16 protein-coding genes and 1 tRNA gene are annotated in these 20,558 nt (G+C 64.0%); 3 read left to right on the top strand and 14 right to left on the bottom strand.

What is annotated here, in order from left to right; genetic code table 11:
- Positions 1–126 precede the first annotated feature (126 nt).
- The 5 genes from AC1RCO_RS22545 to AC1RCO_RS22525 all read right to left on the bottom strand — a co-directional run bounded on the left by AC1RCO_RS22545 (position 127) and on the right by AC1RCO_RS22525 (position 5,131).
- Positions 127–1,161: a DUF1254 domain-containing protein gene (locus AC1RCO_RS22545; protein WP_011058700.1), complete on the bottom strand. Its 1,035-nt coding sequence runs from the start codon at positions 1,159–1,161 to the stop codon at positions 127–129.
- Positions 1,162–1,322: 161 nt separating this feature from the next.
- Positions 1,323–2,306 (bottom strand): helix-turn-helix domain-containing protein, encoded by a 984-nt coding sequence (locus AC1RCO_RS22540; protein WP_011058701.1) that lies wholly within the window; start codon positions 2,304–2,306, stop codon positions 1,323–1,325.
- Positions 2,307–2,570: 264 nt separating this feature from the next.
- Positions 2,571–2,646: transfer RNA gene (locus AC1RCO_RS22535), tRNA-Thr, on the bottom strand.
- Positions 2,647–2,759: 113 nt separating this feature from the next.
- Entirely contained in the window at positions 2,760–3,716 is a 957-nt protein-coding gene (speB, locus tag AC1RCO_RS22530) for an agmatinase (protein ID WP_011058702.1), read from the bottom strand.
- 29 nt (positions 3,717–3,745) lie between these two features.
- Positions 3,746–5,131: a sodium:solute symporter family protein gene (locus AC1RCO_RS22525; RefSeq protein WP_053148563.1), complete on the bottom strand. Its 1,386-nt coding sequence runs from the start codon at positions 5,129–5,131 to the stop codon at positions 3,746–3,748.
- 198 nt (positions 5,132–5,329) lie between these two features.
- Here AC1RCO_RS22525 and AC1RCO_RS22520 point away from each other — a divergent pair, with 198 nt between their 5' ends.
- Positions 5,330–5,974 carry an amidase gene (locus AC1RCO_RS22520; protein WP_065364809.1) on the top strand — a complete coding sequence of 215 codons (645 nt, stop codon included), beginning with the start codon at positions 5,330–5,332 and terminating at the stop codon, positions 5,972–5,974.
- A 53-nt stretch (positions 5,975–6,027) separates the two neighbouring features.
- On the opposite strand, the gene AC1RCO_RS22515 is transcribed toward AC1RCO_RS22520, so the two are convergent.
- The 9 genes from AC1RCO_RS22515 to AC1RCO_RS22475 all read right to left on the bottom strand — a co-directional run bounded on the left by AC1RCO_RS22515 (position 6,028) and on the right by AC1RCO_RS22475 (position 16,606).
- Positions 6,028–6,249, bottom strand: coding sequence for a formate dehydrogenase subunit delta (locus AC1RCO_RS22515; protein ID WP_011058705.1), 222 nt, complete (start codon positions 6,247–6,249; stop codon positions 6,028–6,030).
- Positions 6,246–9,143, bottom strand: a complete 2,898-nt coding sequence (fdhF, locus tag AC1RCO_RS22510) for a formate dehydrogenase subunit alpha (RefSeq protein ID WP_072452121.1) — start codon at positions 9,141–9,143, stop codon at positions 6,246–6,248. Before fdhF ends, AC1RCO_RS22515 begins: the two co-directional genes overlap by 4 nt.
- Positions 9,140–10,699: a formate dehydrogenase beta subunit gene (locus tag AC1RCO_RS22505; RefSeq protein ID WP_492618056.1), complete on the bottom strand. Its 1,560-nt coding sequence runs from the start codon at positions 10,697–10,699 to the stop codon at positions 9,140–9,142. The genes fdhF and AC1RCO_RS22505 overlap by 4 nt, the downstream gene beginning before the upstream one ends.
- Positions 10,699–11,175 carry a formate dehydrogenase subunit gamma gene (locus AC1RCO_RS22500; RefSeq protein ID WP_011058708.1) on the bottom strand — a complete coding sequence of 159 codons (477 nt, stop codon included), beginning with the start codon at positions 11,173–11,175 and terminating at the stop codon, positions 10,699–10,701. Before AC1RCO_RS22500 ends, AC1RCO_RS22505 begins: the two co-directional genes overlap by 1 nt.
- Positions 11,176–11,579: 404 nt before the next feature.
- Positions 11,580–12,395, bottom strand: a complete 816-nt coding sequence (locus AC1RCO_RS22495; protein ID WP_019093897.1) for an ABC transporter permease — start codon at positions 12,393–12,395, stop codon at positions 11,580–11,582.
- A gap of 7 nt (positions 12,396–12,402) precedes the next feature.
- Positions 12,403–13,239: an ABC transporter permease gene (locus AC1RCO_RS22490; RefSeq protein WP_047283525.1), complete on the bottom strand. Its 837-nt coding sequence runs from the start codon at positions 13,237–13,239 to the stop codon at positions 12,403–12,405.
- Between the two features lie 10 nt (positions 13,240–13,249).
- On the bottom strand, positions 13,250–14,362 hold the full coding sequence (locus AC1RCO_RS22485) for an ABC transporter substrate-binding protein (protein ID WP_019093896.1): 1,113 nt from the start codon (positions 14,360–14,362) through the stop codon (positions 13,250–13,252).
- 85 nt (positions 14,363–14,447) lie between these two features.
- A complete protein-coding gene (locus AC1RCO_RS22480; RefSeq protein WP_492618055.1) occupies positions 14,448–15,539 on the bottom strand; it encodes an ABC transporter ATP-binding protein in 1,092 nt (363 codons plus the stop codon).
- Positions 15,540–15,688: 149 nt separating this feature from the next.
- Positions 15,689–16,606: a LysR substrate-binding domain-containing protein gene (locus AC1RCO_RS22475; RefSeq protein ID WP_011058712.1), complete on the bottom strand. Its 918-nt coding sequence runs from the start codon at positions 16,604–16,606 to the stop codon at positions 15,689–15,691.
- 283 nt (positions 16,607–16,889) lie between these two features.
- Between AC1RCO_RS22475 and AC1RCO_RS22470 the strand changes: the two genes are divergently transcribed.
- Both AC1RCO_RS22470 and AC1RCO_RS22465 read left to right on the top strand, forming a co-directional pair.
- Entirely contained in the window at positions 16,890–18,473 is a 1,584-nt protein-coding gene (locus tag AC1RCO_RS22470; protein WP_065364814.1) for a zinc-binding metallopeptidase family protein, read from the top strand.
- A 144-nt stretch (positions 18,474–18,617) separates the two neighbouring features.
- Positions 18,618–20,519 carry an acyltransferase family protein gene (locus AC1RCO_RS22465; RefSeq protein ID WP_065364815.1) on the top strand — a complete coding sequence of 634 codons (1,902 nt, stop codon included), beginning with the start codon at positions 18,618–18,620 and terminating at the stop codon, positions 20,517–20,519.
- Positions 20,520–20,558: the final 39 nt, after the last annotated feature.

Raw genomic sequence — 20,558 nt, 5'->3', positions numbered from 1 at the left:
GGCGAGTGCAGGCCGGTAAACCCCCGGCGCAAGCGCTGGCCTCATGGATCGCCCCAGTGCGTTTACAAGTACCGATGGCAGGAGTCCGTCGTTTCGACAAACTTGCACTTGCTCGAATAATCGAATCTACAAATCGACGGGCTCGGGCGTTGGAAAACGCCATTGGCCACTGAGTATTTCGTTACTCGGTCGATAGAGCCTGACGGTGTAGTTCCAGCCGGGTGTCGTAACCAGGCAATTGACGACCTTGGCCTCGCAACCCCCGAACTGGATGACAATTGAACCATCGGCACTTTTCTTGGCAGTGAGGTTGTTCAGCGAGTAGGCGTCATAGGGGTTTTTCTGAAAGTACCCGTCGGCGTTGTAAACACTCACAGACCAGAAACTCTTGACCGGTACCTGTTCAACCTTGAGCCGGTAGACGGTTTTTCCATCGTTGTGCGGCAATACTGCTCCGAGGTAGATGGCGTCCCTGCTCGGGTTGCCGCCCCAGCCCGTAGCGGTTCCGATCAGGTGGCGCACCGGATCGACCCTGCCTTTCGGGCCAAAGGACTGGTTGTAGTCGGGAAGGGTCGAACCCAGAACAGCCAGGGCATCACGCACTTTTTTCTGGCTCGCCTGATCCCACTTCGGAACCACGAACTCCCCGTGCCTGGCCTGGCTGACCTGGATGGCGTCCTGCAGCGCATGCACCTGCTCGAGGTCTTTGCGATCCGTGGGGTCGAAGAACAGGCGGATAGCGACAAATACATAGCGTGTGCCGATGTCCTCTTTCGCCAGCGTATGGGGACCGGGCCCATAAATGACTGCCGGCACGTAGTGATCTTCGTTGACCACTTGCATCGACATGAACCTCTCACCGGCTTCAGGCAAGGTGACAGTCACCGGGCCGGCATCGAGATCGAACACCGCTGACGAGTAAAGCGTGTCCCTGTTCATGCGGATGACATCCTGAGCGTCGATGGCAACCGCTTCGCGGCTGTGAACAAACCGCCCCAAGCCTCCACTCTTCACACTCTTGCCCATGTAGAGGTCGGACTCGGCGCGAGCAAAGTTATCGACATTTACCCGCACCGTCGCATCAGCGGATGACTGAGCGTGTGCACTGGCAAAAGTGGCCAGCGTCAGGGCGACGATGCAGGCCGTGGATGAATCGGGCATGTAAACCTCTAGCTCTTTTAAGTGGGCATTACCTTTTCAGACTTTATAAGAACACCCTGCTGGAAACTTGCCATTTGGTGCCAAAAGCACACCAGGCAAGTACCGCGAAGTGGGTTATTTGAAGGCGCCCGATAGTGGGGCGGGAGGGTCAGGCGAAGAGGTTAACGATCATCTTTCAAGAGCGAGCGGTAGCGCGACGGCGAACTTCCGGTCCAGCGCTTGAAGGCTCGGGTAAAGTGCGCCTGATCACTGTAGCCCACCATGTAGGCAATCTCGGTCGCGGTGTATTTGCCGCTGGCAATCAATTGCAGTGCTTCGCTGCGACGGGTTTCGTCACGCAGGTCTTCGAAGTCGATGCCGCAGTACTTGAGGCGACGCTGTAGCGTTCGGGAAGACAAGCCGATGTTTCTTGAAATAGCGGTAAGTTTGGATCGATCCTGATCCGCGATCCTTTCGATCAGCACACCGGCGGCTTGCGCGGTCGACTTCAAGGCCTCGGTGACTTTCCAGGCGTCATCCCGGGCAGGTTGCAGTGGGGTGTCGAGCAGCTCACGGTCGAATTCGATCATGTTGTGCTTCGCGTTCATGTGCAGATTCGGCCCCAGGTACTCCTCCAGCGCCTCATCTCCTCGCTCCCGCGGGTTTTGCAGATGCACCCGTATGGCGCAAGGCTCGCCGGACATGAGCGGCACTTTCCTCAGCAGCGCCAGAGTGCCGAGAATGACCTGTTTCGGATCAGCCCCGTGCTGCCCGGTGAATTGCTGGATCAGCTTCGTCGTACGGCCTTCGGTAACGATTCTTACGTCACTTCCTTGATGCAGTAAGTCCGTATGGATCGCTGCCACTGCGCACGCCTGGGCAAGGTTGGTTGAACCCAGGATCAACCCGCCCCAGGCGCCGAGTGAGCGTACTTCGATCAGGTGCCCCACCGTTGCACCCGCGAAGGGGTCCTGTGCGACCGCGGCCATTTCATTGGCGATGTGAAAACAGGTCGCTCGCGGCACCCAGGCATCCGGGTATTGAAAAACCTGCGGGGAAATCCCGTAACGCCGGAAGAACTCCAGCGGCGACACCCCGCGCATGCTCAGGTAGGGCGCTATTTGCTGAAGCGTGCTGAGTTTGATGGAGGGCGTTGCATGGGTCATGAGCGTTTGCACCTGGTTCAAAGGCCGTGCACGTGAGGAACGTCCGAGTCCGCAGGAAACACTAGCGCAAAACACCTGCCGGAGTCGTGCTGGCGATGTGCATTAAACACGAAGGACATTGTGCTTGTGGGACTTGCGAAGAAGGGTAAGGGGGCTGAAGCGCGGCGATACCGGGTCCAGCAAGGTGCTGAAGGCATCGGGAGAGGATTGTTTGACCCTGGAAACAACAAAGCCCTCGCATCGCTGCGAGGGCTTTGTTTTGTATGGTGCCGGCACCAGGAGTCGAACCCGGGACCTACTGATTACAAGTCAGTTGCTCTACCAACTGAGCTATACCGGCGTGTCAGGGCGACGATTATAGCGATTGGCGGGCTTCTGTAAACCCCTGAAATCTGACTATTTTTGCGAAGCGCTCAGGGCCGTGTTCGCTGGCAAACGATTGGCTGGCCCTCCTCAGGAGCCTTGCGCTATCGATTCGGCGAGGATGCACAGCAACTCGAACATCAGGGTCGCGCCCACCAGGGCGGTGGCGCCGCCGACGTCGAAGGGCGGCGAGACTTCCACCACGTCGGCGCCGACCAGGTTCAGGCCGCGCAGGCCGCGGATCATCTGCTGGGCCTGGAGGGTGGTCATGCCGCCGATCTCCGGGGTGCCGGTGCCGGGGGCGAAGGCCGGGTCGAGCACGTCGACGTCGAAGCTGATGTAGGTCGGGCCGTCGCCCACCACGCGCCGGGCTTCGGCCAGGGTGGCTTCGACGCCGATGTCGGCGAACTCTTCCATGTGGATCACGCGAATCCCGCAGTCCCGGGCGAAAGCCTCGTCGTCGGCGCTGTAGATCGAACCGCGAATGCCGATCTGCACCGTGCGCTTGGGGTCCAGCAGGCCTTCTTCGATGGCGCGGCGAAAGGGCGTGCCGTGGGTGTAGAGGTTGTCGCCGAAGTAGCGGTCGTTGGTGTCGGAGTGGGCATCGAAGTGCACCATGCCGATGGGGCGGTGGCGGGCCAGGGCGCGGAAGATCGGCAGGGTCACCAGGTGGTCGCCACCCACCGCCAGGGGCACGGCGCCGGCCTGGTGCAATTGGCTGAAGAAACCTTCGATCTGTTTCAGCGAATCCAGCAGGTCGATGGGGTTCACCGGTGCATCACCCAGGTCACCGACCCGGACCAGGTCATAGGGGGCGATGCGGCTGACATGGTGCACCTTGCGCATCAGGCTCGACTGGTTGCGCACCTCCCGCGGGCCGTGGCGGGCACCGGCACGGTTGGTGGTGCCGCCGTCCCAGGGCACGCCCACCAGGGCGATCTGCACCTGGGCCGGGTCGTTGAACAGCGGCAGGCGCATGAAGCTTGGAATGCCGGCGAAGCGTGGGACCAGGGCGGCATCCACGGGTTGGGGAAAGGGCTTGGACATGGCGGGGTTCCTTGTTCGCTGTGAAGGATTTATTCGGTGGCGCTGCGCAGTGCCGGTGCCGCCCGGCTTGTCAGGCTAACGCCGACAAAGGTCAGCAGGCTGACCCCGAGCCCGTAGTAGATCGGGGTGTTGGCGAGAATGCCGTCGCGGACCATGAATGCGATCACCGTCAGGCTGCCGGTGAGCATGCAGGCGATGGCGCCCCTGGCCGAGGCGCGGCGCCACAGCAGCGCGCCCATAATCGGCACCAGCAGGCCGCCCACCAGCAGGTTATAGGCGATGCTCAGCCCGGCGATCACGTCGTTCACCAGGCACGCCATCAACAGCATCGCCGCGCCCAGCCCGAGGGTGATCCAGCGGCTGCTGGCCAGGTGGTTTTCCCCGCCCCGGGTAAGGAAGCGGCTGTAGATGTCTTCCTTGAGCACCGTGGCCGACGCCAGCAGGCAGGCGCTGGCGGTAGACATGATGGCGGCCAGGGCAGCGGCCACCACCAAGCCGCGCAGGCCGGCGGGCAACACGCTGCGGGTGACTTCGGCGAAGGCGTTTTCCGCCACCGCCAGGTCCGGCAACAGCAGCTTGGCGGCGGCCCCCACCAGGGCGCAGGCGGCGCCATAGAACATGCAGTAGATCCCGGCGCCGAGCCCGGCGTAGCGCACCACGCTTTCACTGCGGGCGGTGAACAGACGCTGCCAGATGTCCTGGCCGATCAGGGCGCCGAAGAAGTACAGCAGGAAGTAGGTGAGGATGGTGTCCAGGCCGATATTGCCCAGCTCGAAGAAGCCCGCCGGCAGGTTGGCCTGCAAGGCTTCCAGGCCGCCGGCCTGGCCCAGGCTCATGGGCAGCAGGACGCCGAAGATCCCCAGGGTCATGATCACGAACTGGATGATGTCGGTGAGGGTCAGCGACCACATGCCGCCGATCACCGAGTAGAAGATCACCAGGCCGCCGCCGCAGAGGATCGCTGTGATCCGCGGGATCTCGAACACCACTTCGGTGATCGAGCCGATGGCGATGGTGGCGGTCACCGCCACCATCAGGTCGTAGGCCACCATCACGCAGCCACCGATCAGCCGCGAGGACGCCTGATAGCGCTGCTCCAGGATCTGGGTCACGGTAAAGACCCGCAACTGGGCGATCTGCCGGGAGAACACCAGGCTCAGCACGATGATCCCCAGACCCAGCATGAACACCAGCCACAGCCCGGAAATGCCGTAGCTGTAGCCCAGGCGCACCGAGCCTATGGTGGAAGCGCCGCCGAGCATCACCGCCGACAGCGTGCCCAGGTACAGGGCCGGGCCCAGGCGGCGCCCGGCCACCAGAAAGTCATCCTGGCTTTTCACTTTGCGCATGCCCCACCAGCCGAGGCCGGCCATCAGCAGGACGTAGATCGCCATTACCAGATAATCGAGTGCCATAACCGTCGCTTCCTTTTGTTTTTGTTGTTGAAGGCAGGTCGGGGCAGCGTAGGTGGCAGGGGTTGCCGGGTACATCCCGGCGGGCACAAGCTGGCTTGTGTTTTGTGGAAAGTGCCCGGGTGGCAGTGAAGGCTGCGGGCACTCGGCCGATAGCCTGTGCGGGCCCGGTGGCCGCCTCAGTCAAAGGAAACTTCAGTGATGAATCTCGCAACTCCCACCCTGCTGGCCGCGTTGGCGTTGCTCAGCGCTTGCAGTGTCAAACCGGTACAGCCCTATTCGGAACCGCCCCTGAGCGTGCCGACCGCGCAGTTGCGGGTGATCACCAACGGCGAGGTGCGCGGGGACGCCTATGCCGGGTGCCTGGGGGACAGCAAGCGCCTGGCCAAGGCCGGGCGTTTCGGCAGCGATCAACAGGCCAACATCAACTACCCGCAGTTCCCGGTGCAGCCCCGGCAGATCGACATGCTGCCCAGGTTCGCGCCGAAACTGCCGGCCTACGCAGGGGCAATCCGCAGGGGCGAGGGCGCCTACAACGAGATCGCCACCGAGTACCGGGTACCGGCGGGCCGGCCTTTCCTGCTGGAAGGCGGGGGCGTGGCGGCGGGTGGCTATGGCAGCACCTACAGCACCTGCCCCGAGGTGAGGAAGGTGGTGCTGTTCGAGCCGGGCAAGAGTTACGAGGCCTATGTCGGCCTGAACTACATCCCCCAGGCGAACGGCGAAACCGCAGCCATGTGTGCCTTTGCGGTGTACCAGTTGTTGCCCCTGGGCAAGCCGGGAGCGGTCATGCCGATGGCGGTCCAGGCCAAGCCGCCGGTGGACAGCAAGTGCCCGGGTAGCTGAGCCGTTGGAGGGTAGCCCCGGCCTGGGGTAGCAGGCCGGGGGTGAGGGCTGGTCTAGGCCTCCCAGCCCGCGTCGCGCACCGCCTGCTGCACGAGTGGATGCAGTTCGGCCCCTTGCTGCTCGGTTTGCCAGGCCAGCAGTTCCTTGCGCATGCCTGGGGTCCAGAACATCTGCATGTGGTTGCGCACGCTGAGCACGGCCTGTACCTGGTCCGGCTCATTGGCGAAGTACGAGGCGATCTGGTTGGCCATCTTGATCAGGTTGGCGGTGCTCATCGGCGCACCTCCGCCTTGCCGCCCCGGGAGCGGCCACGCTTGTCCAGCAGGCGATGCTGCTCTTCGCTGAATGCCTGGTAGCGCTTCTGCCATTCGGAAGGGTGGTAGACGCGGCTGACTTCCACCGCGGTGACCTTGTATTCCGGACAGTTGGTGGCCCAGTCGGAGTTGTCGGTGGTGATCACGTTGGCCCCCGACTCGGGGAAGTGGAAGGTGGTGTAGACCACCCCCGGTGCCACCCGCTCGGTGACCCGGGCCCGCAGCACGGTCTGCCCGGCGCGGCTGCCGATGCCCACCCAATCGCCTTCGTTGATGCCCCGGCTCTCGGCATCGGTGGGGTGGATTTCCAGTCGGTCCTCGGCGTGCCAGGCGACGTTGTCGGTACGCCGGGTCTGGGCGCCGACGTTGTACTGGCTGAGGATGCGGCCGGTGGTCAGCAGCAGCGGGTAGCGACCGTTGACCTTCTCGTCGGTGGGCACGTAGCCGGTGAGCATGAAGCGCCCCTTGCCACGCACGAACTCGTCGATGTGCATGGTCGGCGTGCCGTCCGGCGCGGCGTCGTTGCACGGCCATTGCAGGCTGCCGTGGCGGTCCAGGCTGGCGTAGCTGACGCCGGTGAAGGTCGGGGTCAGGCGGGCGATCTCATCCATGATTTCCGAGGGATGGCTGTAGTGCATCGGGTAGCCCAGGGCCGCGGCCAGGGCCAGGGTGCCTTCCCAGTCGGCCTTGCCGCCCAGCGGTTCCATGACCTTGCGCACCCGGGAGATGCGCCGTTCGGCGTTGGTGAAGGTGCCGTCCTTTTCCAGGAACGAGCTGCCCGGCAGGAACACGTGGGCGAACTTGGCGGTTTCGTTGAGGAAGATGTCCTGCACCACCACGCATTCCATGGCCGACAGGGCCGCGGTCACGTGCTGGGTGTTGGGGTCGCTCTGGGCGATGTCCTCGCCCTGGCAGTACAGGCCCTTGAAGCTGCCGCCCAGGGCTGCTTCGAACATGTTGGGAATGCGCAGCCCGGGATCGGCCTGCAGGGTGACGTTCCAGGCCTGCTCGAACTGCTGGCGCACCACCTGGTTGGAGATGTGCCGATAGCCCGGCAGCTCGTGGGGGAAGGAGCCCATGTCGCAGGAACCCTGGACGTTGTTCTGCCCTCGCAGCGGGTTCACGCCCACCCCTTCGCGGCCGATGTTGCCGGTGGCCATGGCCAGGTTGGCGATGCCCATGACCGAGGTGCTGCCCTGGCTGTGCTCAGTGACCCCCAGGCCGTAGTAGATCGCCGCGTTGCCGCCAGTGGCGTAGAGGCGGGCAGCGGCACGGATATCGGCGGCGGGCACGCCGCAGATGGCGCCGAGCACTTCCGGCGAGTTGTCCGCGCGGCTGACGAAGGCGCTCCACAGGGCGAAGGCCTCGGGCTCGCAGCGGGCGCTGACGAACTCCTGGTCGACCAGCCCTTCAGTGACTATCACATGAGCCAGGGCATTGAGCATGGCCACGTTGGTGCCCGGGCGCAGGGCCAGGTGCAGCTCGGCGCGGGCGTGCACCGAGTCCACCAGGTCGATGCGCCGCGGGTCGATGACGATCAGCTTGGCCCCTTCACGCAGGCGCCGTTTGAGCTGGGAACCGAACACCGGGTGCGCGTCGCTGGGGTTGGCGCCCATCACCAGGATTACGTCGGCCTGCATCACCGAGTCGAAGCTCTGGGTCCCGGCGGATTCTCCCAGGGTCTGCTTGAGGCCGTAGCCGGTGGGCGAGTGGCAGACCCGGGCGCAGGTGTCGACGTTGTTGTTGCCGAAGGCCGCCCGCACCAGCTTCTGCACCAGGTAGGTTTCCTCGTTGGTGCACCGGCTGGAGGTGATGCCGCCGATGGAGTCGCGGCCGTACTTGAACTGGATGCGCCGCAGTTCGCTGGCGGCGTAGGTCACTGCTTCGTCCCAGCTGACTTCCTGCCACGGGTCGCTGATGTGCTTGCGAATCATCGGCTTGGTGATGCGGTCCGGGTGGGTGGCGTAGCCCCAGGCGAAGCGGCCCTTGACGCAGGAGTGGCCGTGGTTGGCCTGGCCGTTCTTGTCCGGAACCATGCGCACCAGCTGGTCGCCCTTCATCTCGGCGCGGAACGAGCAACCCACGCCGCAGTAGGCGCAGGTGGTGATCACCGCCCGCTCCGGCTGGCCCATCTGCACCACGCTCTTTTCCATCAGGGTGGCGGTGGGGCAGGCCTGCACGCAGGCGCCGCAGGACACGCATTCGGAGTCCAGGAAGTTGTCGCCACCGGCCGCCGCAACCCGGGATTCGAAGCCGCGGCCGCTGATGGTCAGGGCGAAGGTGCCCTGGGTTTCCTCGCAGGCGCGCACGCAGCGGTTGCAGACGATGCACTTGCTCGGGTCGTAGTCGAAGTAAGGGTTGGAGGTGTCTTTCTGATCCTGCAGGTGGTTGGCGCCGTCATAGCCGTAGCGCACTTCCCGCAGGCCCACCTGGCCGGCGACGGTCTGCAGTTCGCAGTTGCCGTTGGCCGAGCAGGTCAGGCAGTCCAGGGGGTGGTCGGAGATGTACAGCTCCATCACGTTGCGGCGCAGGGTCGCCAGTTTCGGCGTTTGCGTATGCACCACCATGCCTTCGCTGACCGGGGTGGTGCAGGAGGCCGGGTAGCCGCGCATGCCGTCGATCTCCACCAGGCACATGCGGCACGAACCGAAGGCTTCCAGGCTGTCGGTGGCGCAGAGTTTGGGAATGGTGGTGCCCATCAGGGCCGCGGCGCGCATCACCGAGGTGCCCTGGGGCACGCTGATGCTGCGCCCGTCGATGTTCAGGCTGACCTGCACCTGGCTGTCGCGGGCCGGGGTGCCGAAGTCCACGGCATTGAGATCGATATCTGTGGCTGGGTCGAAAAGAGTGATCATTGCTCGGCCTCCGAGGGCGCCAGACCGAAGTCGGCGGGGAAGTGCTTCAGGGCGCTGGCCACCGGGTAGGAGGTCATCCCGCCCAGGGCGCACAGCGAGCCGTATTGCAGGGTGTCGCACAGGTCCTTGAGGATCAGCGCCTGCTCATCGCGGCGGCCTTGATCGGGAGCGGCCAGCAGGCGATCGATGACCTCCACGCCGCGGGTCGAGCCGATGCGGCACGGGGTGCATTTGCCGCAGGATTCCTCGGCGCAGAACTGCAGGGCGAAGCGCGCCATGTGGGCCAGGTCCAGGCTGTCGTCGGCCACCACCACGCCACCGTGGCCGAGCATCGCACCCATGGCGGCGAAGGCTTCGTAATCCAGCGGCGTATCGAACTGCGAAGGCGGTACCCAGGCGCCCAGGGGGCCACCGACTTGCGCCGCCTTCAGTGGCCGGCCACTGGCGGTGCCGCCGCCATAGCCTTCCACCAGCTCGCGCAGGGTCAGGCCGAAGGCCCGCTCCACCAGGCCGCCATGGCGCACGTTGCCCGCCAGTTGGAAGGGCATGGTGCCCAGGGACCGGCCCATGCCGTAGTCGCGATAGAACGGCGCGCCCTTGGCCAGGATCAGCGGTACCGAGGCCAGGGTCAGCACGTTGTGCACCAGGGTCGGCTGGCCGAACAGGCCTTGCAGCGCCGGGATCGGCGGCTTGGCGCGGACGATGCCGCGCTTGCCTTCCAGGGAGTCCAGCAGAGCGGTTTCCTCGCCGCAGATATAGGCCCCGGCACCGACCCGCACCTCCATGTCGAAGGCCTGGCCGCTACCGCCGGCATTGGCCCCGAGATAACCGGCATCCCGGGCGATGTCCAGGGCTTCGCGCAGGGTGGCCACCGCCTGGGGATATTCCGAGCGCACGTAGATATAGCCGTAGCTGGCGCCGACTGCGATGCCGGCAATGGCCATGCCTTCGATCAGCAGGAACGGGTCGCCCTCCATCAGCATGCGGTCGGCGAAGGTGCCGGAGTCGCCTTCGTCGGCGTTGCACACCACGTACTTCTGCTGCTGCGGCGTGTCGCGCACCGTGCGCCATTTGATCCCGGCGGGGAAGGCCGCGCCGCCACGGCCGCGCAGGCCGGAATCGAGCACCGCGGCCACGGTCTGCTCGCCGCCCAGGGCGATGGAGCGGGTCAGGCCCTCGAAGCCGCCGTGGGCCCGGTAATCGGCCAGGGACAGCGGCCGGGTAATGCCGGCGCGGGCGAACAGCAGGCGTTGCTGGTTCTTCAGGTAGGGCAGGTCTTCGACCCGGCCCAGGGCCAGGGGATGGCTGGCGGCATCGCCTTGCAGGGCGTCCAGCAGCGCCGGTACGTCGGCGGCGCCCACCGGGCCGAAGCCCAGGCGCCCGTCCGGGGTGTCGACTTCCAGCAGCGGCTCCAGCCAGTACAGGCCACGGGAGCTGGTGCGTTGCAGTTGCAGCGGCAGCTGGCGCTGTTCGGCCTGGGTGGCGATGGCCTTGGCCACCTCATCGGCGCCCACGGCGCGGGCCAGGGAATCACAGGGCAGGTAGAGGCTGGGCATCACGCGTCCTCCCGGCAGCTGTCGAGCAGCGCGTCCAGGCGCTCGGCGCTCAGGCGTGCATGCAGCTGGCCATCCAGCTCCAGGGCTGGCGAGCAGGCGCAGGCCCCCAGGCAATACACCGGCCGCAGGCTGATGTTGCCGTCGGCGCTGCTGCCGTGGTCGTCCAGTTGCAGGCGCTCGCGCAGTTGCGCCGCCAGTTGCTCGGCGCCGCGGCTCTGGCAGGATTCGGCGCGGCACAGGCGCAGGATGTGCCGCGCCGGCGGTGCGCTGCGAAAGTCATGGTAGAAGCTGATTACCCCGCGAACTTCGGCCTGGCTCAGGTTGAGGCTGTGGGCTATTTCCGGGATGGCGGGATCGGGGATGTAGCCGAGCTCTTCCTGGATCTGGTGGAGGATCGGCAGCAGCGCGCCCGGGGAGTCTTTGTGGCGCTCCAGCAGGCGGTGGATCAGAGGCAGGTGCAGTGTTTCATCAGGCATACAGCATTCCTCACGGTCACGGACACACCTGGTGGTTGTCGGCTGTCCGAAAGTGTCGGCTGCGGCGCTGGTTGCCACGTCACGGTAGCGCGGCGTTTCAGGCCGTTGGCCATGCACCCTGAATGGGCATCTTGTTGTACCCGGCGCGGTCGTTGCCGCACCTGTTCAGGGCATAAAGGGCAGCTTGACACGCTGCTTCTGGTTCATCTGCACGAAAGCGACTTGTTCGGTTCCATCTACGACCACCCATTGAGTCTAGAAGAGCCTGGGCAACCGGGTGGGCGAGCGGGGCACTATCGGATAAAACGCGGGGAGTGAGGGATGACTTCGGTCAGCTCGGAAGCGAATAGCCAGGGAGTAGGGTGGGCCCTGTGGCGAGGGAGCAAGCTCCCTCGCCACAGGCGCTAGGAGCGGGCGCGGCGCTGGGCGGCGTACTGCAAGGCCAGGCGGCCCATGAGTACCAGCAGGGTCAGGCCGATCAGCAGCACCGAGATCGCCGCCACGCTGGGGTCGACGTTATCGCGCAGGCCGCTCCAGATCCGCCGCGGCAGGGTGTTGACGTCGACACTGGTGATGAACAGGGTCACCGCCACTTCCTCCCAGGACAGGGCAAAGCTCAGCAGCGCGGTGGAGAAGATCCCCAGCTTGAGGTTCGGCAACATCACCAGGAAGGTGGTCTGCATCAGGCTCGCCCCCAGGTTGCGCGAGGCCAGTTCGATGCGCCGGTCCACCTGGCTCAGCGCCACCAGCATGGTCACCACGCCGTAGGGCACCACCATCACCACATGGGCGATCACCACCCCGGGCAGGGTGTCGTAGCCCCAGCCCGGGGCGATGCGCCCGAGGTTGGTTTCCATGAAGTACAGCACCAGCGCCGAGATCACCGGCGGAATGGCCATGGGCAGCAGCACCAGGCCGATCAGCAGGGTTGCCAGGCGCGAACGCAGGTACCAGATGCCGAGGCTGAAACTCACCGCCAGCAGGGTGGCGATCAGGCTGGTGGCGCTGGCGATGGCCAGGCTCTGGCCGATGCTCGACAGCCAGTCGGGGTTGCTCAACAGCGCCTCGTAGTGGCGCAGCGACCAGTGGCCGTCGGGCATCGACAGGTAGCGTTTGGCGGTGAAGGAAACCGGGATCACCGTCAGCAGCGGGAACAGCATGAAGGCCATGGCGACCACGGCGATCAGCCGGGTACTCAGGGCAGTGCGATGTGTATTCATAGTGACCTCAACCCACCAGTCGATTGACACGGGTGATGCGCATCAGCAGCCAGATCAGCGCGCTGACCAGGGTCAGCAGCACCAGGCTCAGGGCCGCGCCCAGGCCCCAGTTGCTGGTCTGGAACATCTGCAGGAACACGTATTCGGCAATCATCACCGTCTGCCCACCGCCTAGCAGCACCGGGGTGATGAAGAAGCCCAGGCAGAACACGAAGACCATGATGAAGGCCCCCAGCAGCCCCGGCAGGGTCTGCGGCAGCAGCACCTGCCAGAAGGTGCGCAGGGCGCCGGCCCCCAGGCCGCGTGAGGCCAGCAGCACCCGTTGATCCAGCTGGCGCATGCTCGACAGCAGCGGGAACAGGGCATAGGGGATCATGAAGTGCAGCATGCCGATCACCACCCCCAGTTCGTTGCGGGTCAGTTGCAAGGGGTGATCGATCCAGCCCAGGGACAGCAGGCTGTCGTTGACCACGCCGTTGCTGCGCAGGGCGATCAGCCAGCCGAAGGCCCGCACCAGCACCGAGATCCAGAACGGGATGAACACGCAGATCTCCACCATGCGTTGCCAGAACGGCGGGCTGAACACCCAGCAGTAGGCCAGCAGGTAGCCGATCACCAGGGCCAAGAGGCTCACGGTCAGGCACAGGCGCAGGGTGCGCAGGAGCATGTCGTGGATCGCCGGGTCGGTTGCGATGCGCTGGTACTGCCCCAAGCCCGTCTCCGGCAGGGTGAAGCTCCAGCTCACCACGCCGAAGAACGGCAACAGATAGAACACCACCAGCAGCAGCGGCAGCGGGAACAGCAGCAGGCTGCGTTCCAGGCGTGCGGTTCGGGTTGCACTCATGGTTGGCGGCTCATTTGGACAGGTGGGTCAGGTACTGCTCCAGGGTGCTGGAGTAGTGGTCGGCGTACCACTGGGTGTCGAGGAAGATCTGCTTCTTCATGTTGGCTTCGGAGGCGCAGTTGATCTCCCGCTGTTCGGCGCTCATCAGTTGCTGGGTGGCGGCGTTGGACGGGCCGTTGCCCAGGGCCTCGAACAGCTTCAGTTGCCCGGCCGGCTGCAAGGCGTGCTGGATGAACTGCATGGCCGGTGCGGTGCCCGCGGGGTTGTCCTTGAGCACGCCCCAGCTGCTGGCGTTGAGGAAGGCATGGTCGAAGCCCCACTTGATGCGGCCGCCGCTGTCTTCGTGGAGCAGGGTGGCGCGGGTGTGCCAGATGGCGCCCATGGAGGCTTCGCCTTCGATCATCAACTGCTGGCTTTCCGCACCCGACCCCCAGAACGACAGGACATGGGGCTTGAGCTCATCGATCTTGCGCAAGGCGCGGGGCACGTCCAGCGGGTACAACTGCTCGGCGGCCACGCCATCGGCCAGCAGCGCGGCTTCGAGCATGCCGTTCATCCACTTGTAGAGGGTGCGCTTGCCGGGGAATTTCTCCACGTTCCAGAAATCCGCCCAGTCCTTGGGGCCGGTGTCGCCGAACTTCTGGCTGTCCCAGGCGATCACGTAGCTGAACAGGTAGCCGGCGATGCCGTGCTCGTGGGACAGCGACGGCGCCACCAGGTCCCGCTGCACCACGCTGTAGTCCAGGGGTTGCAGGACCTTGTCGCGGCCCAGGGTCATGGCGCTATAGCTGTCCACGTCGACCACGTCCCAGCTCGGCCGGCCGCTGGCCAGCTGCGAACGGATGGCCCCTTCGGTGGGGCCGGCGCCGTCGATGCGCACCGGGATGCCGGTGCTCTTGGTGAAGCTGTCGGTCCAGGCGCTGCGAAAGGCATTGAGTGCGTCGCCGCCCCAGTTGACCACCACCAGGGGCTTGTCGGCGGCCCAGCTGATACCGCTGCGCAATGCCAGGGGCACCGCCGCCAGCAGGCCCATGGCCTGGAGGAAGGTGCGGCGGCTGACCTGCCCGCCGCGGGCTTTTTCGATGAGGATTTCAATGCAGTCGCGTTGATGGTGCTGGCTCATGGGGCAAGTCCTCGCGAGGCCGGTGCAGGGCGCGCCGGCCGATTATTGTTATGGGAGAGCTGTGCGCGATGGGGGAGCGGCCGGCTCAGGCTTCCAGCAGGAAGCTGTGGCGTACCGGCCAGCTCAGCCACACCGGGGTGCCGCTGGGCAATCGGGCGCCGGGGTGGTCGCCGGGCACCGAGAGGTTCACCGGTGCCAGTTCCGGGCTGATGTTCAGCGCCAGGTGGGTGCTGGAGCCCTGGTACACCCGCTCGCCGAGGCAGGCGGGCAGCACGTTGTGCTCGCCGGCTTGCGGGCGCTCGGTGTGCAGGGTCATGTGTTCCGGGCGTACCGCCAGCAATTGCGGCTGGCTGCTGATTTCCCCGGACGTGGTGGCCTGCAGCGGGCTGTCGCCAAAGCGTCCGCTGGCCTGGCTGCCGTTGCGGGAAATGCCTTGCAGCGGGAACAGGTTCATCTTGCCCAGGAACTCGGCGACGAAGCGGTTGCGCGGGCGGTCGTAGATGGTTTCCGGGGTGTCGATCTGTGCCAACCGCCCCTGGTCGAAGATGGCGATGCGGGTCGACAGCGCCAGGGCTTCACCCTGGTCATGGGTGACGAAGACGAAGCTGGTGCCGACCTGGCGATGAATGCGTTGCAGCTCGGTCTGCAGTTGCTCGCGCAGGTTCTTGTCCAGGGCCGAGAGCGGCTCGTCCAGCAGCAGCATGTCCGGCTCGAACACCAGGGCCCGGGCGATGGCGACGCGCTGTTGCTGGCCACCGGAAAGTTCGGACGGCTTCTTGTTCAGGTGGGCGCCCAGGCCCACCACTTCGAGGATGTGCTTGACCCGGCGCTGGCGCTCCTCGGCTTTCACGCCTCGGATGCGCAACGGGTAGGCGACGTTGTCGGCCACGCTCATGTGGGGAAACAGCGCGTAGCCCTGGAACACCATGCCGTAGTTGCGTTTTTCCGCCGGCCGCCGGCTGATGTCCACACCGCGCTCCAGCAGCTTGCCGGCGCTGGGGGTGAGGAAGCCCGCGAGGATCATCAACAGGGTGGTCTTGCCTGAGCCCGAGGGGCCGAGCAGGGTGAGGAATTCGCCTTGGCGAACGTCGAGGTCGATGCCGTCCAGGGCAGTGAAGTTGCCGTAGAACTGGCTGATTCCTTGGGCGCTGAGTTGAGTCGAGGGACTGCTGGACACTACGGAGATCTCCCGCAAAGCCGGCCTGCGCTATGGAATTTTTATTGTCGGAACAGCAGGCGGTCGGCTCATTATTGTGAAAAGCAACGCCACATCAATGGAATAATTTTTGTCTCATTGGTGAGTGAAATTTCCCAGTCGCGAGCGCCTCAGGGTTCGCCGGAGGGGGCGTCCGAGATGTGCTGGGCGCTGGTCTGCAACTGGTTCTTCAACCAGGCGCTGAAGGCCTGGACCACCGAGCGCTCGGCCTTGGCCGGGTCGATCACCAGGAAGTAGCCGCGCAAGGCGCTGATGCTGATGTCGAACGGGCGCACCAGCAGGCCCCGGGCCAGGGCGTCGCCACTGAGCAGGTTGTCGCCAATCGCCACGCCCTGGGCGGCGATGCAGGCCGACTGGGCACAGTGCGCATCGGAGAAGGTGATGCCGCTGTCGGCGTTGACCTGGCTGGCGCCCGCCGCTGCCAGCCAGACCCGCCAGTCGCTGGTGTCGCTCATGTGGATCAGCGGGAAGTCCTTGAGGTCCAGTGGGGTCTTCAGGCCGCCGATGGCATTGATCAGGCGCGGGCTGCACACCGGCGAGAAGCGCAGGGTAACGATCTGCTCCACCAGCAGCCCCGGCCAGTCGCCGATGCCATAGGCGATGAACAGGTCGGCTTCGGCATCGCTGGTGTCGTCCTGGGAGCGCGGGCTGACCACCTGCAACTGCACCTGGGGGTACTGGCGCAGGAAACCGTTGATGTGATTGCACAGCCAGAAACTGGCGAACCCCGGGTTGCAGCTGATGCGCAGTTTTCCGGACACCGACAGGCCGTCGAAACGCCTCCCGGCGTCCTGGATGTCGGCCAGGATGCGCCGCACCTCCCGGGCATAGCACTGGCCCTGGTAGGTCAGGCCGATGCCGCGCCCAACCCGTTCGGTGAGGGCAAAACCCAGGCTCTGTTCCAGGCTGATGATCTGGTGGCTGATGGCGCTGCGGGTCAGGCTCAGTTGCTGGGCGGCAGCAGTGACGCTGCCCAGCCGGGCGACCGCGTCGAGGGCGCGCAGGGCGGTGATCGAGGGGTAGCGCATACAACCTCCGGGTCAAGGGAACCTGTGTTCGACGGCGTTCGTATTCCGCACATAGTGCGGCGCAGTATGGGCCGACCTCTCGGCAAACTGGTCAATTTACTTTGACATTGCCGCCTAAAAAATTCGATTGATGTAATCGGCGCTTCACCAATACTGAGCCTCGATCCGGCCTTTAGCCGACCGGACAAGCCTAATAACAACAAGAGGTCCCGCAGGCCGAGTGGGGGCGCTGTGGCGCCCTGGCGCCGGCCGGCCGGAACCTGGATAACCAGGAGTGCCGCGGATGTCCCGTTACAAAGAATTCGCCATTGATTGGGTTGAACGCCACCGCCAGCAACTGTCGGACTGGCACCAGATCATCTGGCATTACGCCGAGCCGGCCTTTCGTGAATACAAGTCCAGCGCCTGGTACGTGCAACTGCTGGAAGCCGAGGGCTTCACCGTCGAGCGTGCCAGCGGCGGCATGCCCACGGCCTTCTGCGCCACCTTCACCCAGGGCCAGGGACCGCTGCTGGCCACCTACGGCGAATACGACGCGGTGCCCGGCAACTGCCAGGCGGCCACTACGCGCAAGCAGCCGCGCGATGGCCTGTCGCGCTTCGCTCCGGGGCACACCGACCCGCACTCGGCCCTGGGCATCAGCGCCCTCGGCGGGGCCCTGGCGGCCAAGGCGACCATGGTGGAATTCGGCCTGCAGGGCAGCATCAGGTTCTTCGGCGAGCCGGCGGAAAAGCTCCGCGCCTCCAAGCCGGTCCACGCCGCCAAGGGCTACTACGATGACCTGGATGCCGCCATCAGCTTTCACCCCACCTACATGCTGCCGCTGAACAACACCACCACCTGGGACACCCACTGCGGCATCGCCTACGCCTACATCTACAGCTTTACCTGCGAGGATCCGCAGAACTGGATCGCCGCCGATCGCTACAGCCCGATCCCGCAGAACCATCTGGCGGCCCGGGCGCCGGGGGCCAACGACGCCCTGGTGCATTTCTACACCCTGAACGAAAGCCTGCGCCGTTCGACCCTGCCGTTCACCGGCCTGTGGAGCTACAACGAGGCGATTCTCACCGCCGGCCAGGCCACCGCGGACAACCTGCCGCCGCACCTGTCGCAGATCCAGTACCTGCTGCGCTGCGATTCCATCGAGCAGGCCGAGACCATCTCCCAGGTCATGGACAACAACGCCGCAGCGGCGGCCATGGCCACCGGCTGCCGCTGGAAAAAGACCTGGGTGTGCAAGTCCCGGGGCGGCCTGCCCAACCACGTCATGGCCCAGGCCACCTACGACAACCTGGCGGCGGTGGGCGCTCCACAGTGGGACGAAGAAGCCCGGGAGATCGCTCGGGAAATCCAGCGCAACCTTGGCCTCGAAGCCATGGAACGGCCATTTCTGCCGGCCACCGAAGCCTTGATCGAACCCCAGGAATGCGAGCGCCAGATGCGCCTGCAAATGCCCGCCTGGCAGAACTACCTGACCTCCGATGACTACCCGGAATACACCTGGCACTGCCCCACCGTGCGCCTGCTGGTGGCCCGGCCGATGCTCAGCGCGCCAGCTGGCACGGTCTATCCGGACTGGGTGTCCAACGCCCTGGGCGGCATCCGCCAGACCATCGACCCGATGATCGAAGTGGCGGCCAAGACCATTGCCGCGACCCTGGTGGACCTGCTGACCGACGAAGCCCTGTTGAGTGCGGCCAAGGCCGAGTTCGTGGAGCGCACCGGTGGCGGTATCGGCGGCACTCGCTGGCAGGCGCCACTGCTGCCCGAGGACTTCAAGGTGCCCCACGATTTCCGTTGGCCGGAGTACATCAGTACCGCCCGGGGCGAAGAATGGTGGATCCCGGCGCGAGCGGATGAGTAGGCGCGTCAGTTTGCGTCGGGATGAAGGATGAAGGTCGAGGCAGCTCATACATGAGCTGCCGATTTATTTATCTTTCGTAGTCCTATTGTGTCTTCTCGGATACCATGCCGACCGCGAACGAAGGACCTGATCACGGATTGGCAGATGCAGTTCAGAAAGAATATAAATGCCTTACGGGCAATAGCCGTTATTTCAGTTGTGTTGTTCCACTTCAAAGTTTCAGGGTTTTCTGGAGGCTTTGCCGGGGTCGATATCTTTTTTGTAATTTCCGGCTACTTGATGACTGGAATTATCTTTTCCGGGCTACGGGAGCAGCGTTTCTCCTTGGTCGGATTCTATGCTGCCAGGGCGCGTCGGATCATTCCTGCTCTGGCGATACTGTGTCTGGCGCTGTTGGCCTTCGGTTTTATATTTCTGCCTCTGGATGACTATCGCGACACCATCAGAACCATCAAGAGCAGTTTGCTGTTCAGTTCCAACTTCGACTTCGCCAAGAGCGGTAACTACTTTGATGCCCCCTTGCACGAAAACTGGTTGCTGCATACCTGGTCGTTGTCTGTGGAGTGGCAGTTCTATCTGATCTATCCGTTGCTGTTGATGGCCATCGGCAAGTACCTAAGTTTGCAGAAAGCCAAGTGGGTGCTGCTGTTCAGCGCTGCCGCTTCTCTGGTGGCCTCTGCCATCGTTACCCAGACCCATCCAGTCTTTGCCTTCTATATGTTGCCCACCCGGGCCTGGGAAATGATCGCTGGCGGCCTGGTATTCCTGTTCCCGCTGCATCTGAGCAAACGCCATGGGCAAGTGTTCGAGCTACTGGGTCTGGGGTTGATTCTGGGCAGTGTCCTGGGTTTCTCCGAGGGTGATCTATGGCCAGGCTACCTGGCCCTGGTACCTGTGCTCGGGACAGTATTGGTGATCTACGGCAATACCCAGTCGTTATTCAGTAATAATAAGTTCTTGCAGTTTTTTGGGAGCACTTCTTATTCAACTTACTTGTGGCACTGGCCAATTGTGGTGTTTCTGTACACCTGCGGGCTGTTGATTCAGTGGGAAGCGGTTGTGTTCGCCATTGTTCTTTCTTTTGTGTTGGGCGCGTTCTCTTATTATCTGGTGGAGTCGAAAGTCAGTAAGAGCACTTCAGCGCGAAACACACTGTTCAAATATGCCGGTGTTACTGTCGCGGTAGTTGCTGTTTCGGCGATTACCGCGTCCGTGGTCAAAGACTATCCTCAAGTCCGATTTGCATTTGTCGATCTGGGCCAGCCGCAATATACGAGCAAGCTTTACACCCAAGAGTGCAGTCCCAATGACTACAGTGCCGCCACCTGCAAGTTTGGCTCCGGCAGGGTCTCGGTCATTCTCTTTGGCGATAGTCATGCTCAGTCCACCGGTGCTGCGGTGCAGTTGGAGAACAAGCAGGCGGCGATATCCTGGGCGCGTGGCGGCTGTCCAACCCTTCAGCACTTTGAGATGCGGGACAAGAAGCAGCAGAGCCAGTGCCTGGGGTTTAACAATGAGTTCCTGACGCGCCTGAAAGAGGAGTATCACGGTGTGCCGGTCATTCTCTTCAGTCGCGCCGCGATGTATTCCGATACCAATCGGGACAATAGCTACCGAGCGTTCTTCAATGGCAATGAGCGTCAGGACCAGGCAGCCTTTGCTCGCGATTACATGGCCGAGTACACACGAACCGTGTGTTCGATTGCCCAGGATCACCCTGTCTACATCGTCAAGCCTATTCCCGAGATGCCTTTCAGCGTCTACAAAGGCCTGAATCTGCATACTCGTATCTTTGGGCGGACCTCTGACATCAGCACCTCTCTTGAGGACTACCAGCGCCGCAATCACCTGGCGATCCAGGCCATTGAAGTGGCCGCTCAAGCGTGCAACGCCCAGATCCTCGATCCCACGCCTTATCTGTGTCCCAATGGCCGTTGCATGGGCTCCCAGGATGGTGTGCCGCTGTACTTCGATGACAACCATTTGGTCGACTCCGGAAACCAGTTGCTCAGAGGGTTGTTCAAGGGCTTGATCAAGGACAGTTGAGGGCTACGGGGTAGGGCATAAGCTGCGCGACATAGACTG

The organism is Pseudomonas sp. GW823-FHT03E05 (assembly GCF_058796855.1).
The sequence above is the reverse complement of the archived record's forward strand: the minus strand, read 5'-3'. Positions and strand labels throughout refer to the sequence as shown.